The organism is Pseudomonas quercus (assembly GCF_012033695.1).
GTDB lineage: Bacteria > Pseudomonadota > Gammaproteobacteria > Pseudomonadales > Pseudomonadaceae > Aquipseudomonas > Aquipseudomonas quercus.
On the sequence record NZ_JAAVJI010000042.1, the window covers coordinates 1 to 1,518 of the forward strand.

Annotated in this window: 1 rRNA gene; it reads right to left on the reverse strand. The window is 51.0% G+C overall.

The features are described from left to right. A 23S ribosomal RNA gene (locus HBH25_RS22935) occupies window positions 1-1,493 on the reverse strand; the annotation flags it as partial. Window positions 1,494-1,518: the final 25 nt, after the last annotated feature.

A 1,518-nucleotide genomic window follows, 5' to 3' on the forward strand; every position in this document is an offset into this window, starting at 1 on the left:
AGATCCCGGATTTACCTAAGATCTCAGCCTACCACCTTAAACTTGGACAACCAACGCCAAGCTGGCCTAGCCTTCTCCGTCCCTCCATCGCAGTAACCAGAAGTACAGGAATATTAACCTGTTTTCCATCGACTACGCTTTTCAGCCTCGCCTTAGGGACCGACTAACCCTGCGTCGATTAACGTTGCGCAGGAAACCTTGGTTTTTCGGCGTGCGAGTTTTTCACTCGCATTGTCGTTACTCATGTCAGCATTCGCACTTCTGATACCTCCAGCCAGCTTCTCAACTGACCTTCACAGGCTTACAGAACGCTCCTCTACCGCGTCACTTGCGTGACACCCGTAGCTTCGGTGTATGGTTTGAGCCCCGTTACATCTTCCGCGCAGGCCGACTCGACTAGTGAGCTATTACGCTTTCTTTAAAGGGTGGCTGCTTCTAAGCCAACCTCCTAGCTGTCTAAGCCTTCCCACATCGTTTCCCACTTAACCATAACTTTGGGACCTTAGCTGACGGTCTGGGTTGTTTCCCTTTTCACGACGGACGTTAGCACCCGCCGTGTGTCTCCCATGCTCGGCACTTGTAGGTATTCGGAGTTTGCATCGGTTTGGTAAGTCGGGATGACCCCCTAGCCGAAACAGTGCTCTACCCCCTACAGTGATACATGAGGCGCTACCTAAATAGCTTTCGAGGAGAACCAGCTATCTCCGAGCTTGATTAGCCTTTCACTCCGATCCACAGGTCATCCGCTAACTTTTCAACGGTAGTCGGTTCGGTCCTCCAGTCAGTGTTACCTAACCTTCAACCTGCCCATGGATAGATCGCCCGGTTTCGGGTCTATACCCAGCGACTAAACGCCCTATTAAGACTCGCTTTCGCTACGCCTCCCCTATTCGGTTAAGCTCGCCACTGAATATAAGTCGCTGACCCATTATACAAAAGGTACGCAGTCACAGAACAAGTCTGCTCCCACTGCTTGTACGCATACGGTTTCAGGTTCTATTTCACTCCCCTCTCCGGGGTTCTTTTCGCCTTTCCCTCACGGTACTGGTTCACTATCGGTCAGTCAGTAGTATTTAGCCTTGGAGGATGGTCCCCCCATGTTCAGACAAAGTTTCTCGTGCTCCGTCCTACTCGATTTCATTGAAAAGAGATTTTCGCGTACAGGGCTATCACCCACTATGGCCGCACTTTCCAGAGCGTTCCGCTAATCTCAAATCAACTTAAGGGCTGGTCCCCGTTCGCTCGCCACTACTAAGGGAATCTCGGTTGATTTCTTTTCCTCAGGGTACTTAGATGTTTCAGTTCCCCTGGTTCGCCTCTTGTACCTATGGATTCAGTACAAGATACCCAGCTTATGCTGAGTGGGTTCCCCCATTCAGAGATCTCCGGATCAAAGTCTGTTTGCCGACTCCCCGAAGCTTATCGCAGGCTACCACGTCTTTCATCGCCTCTGACTGCCAAGGCATCCACCGTATGCGCTTATTCACTTGACCATATAACCCCAAGCAATCTCGGGAT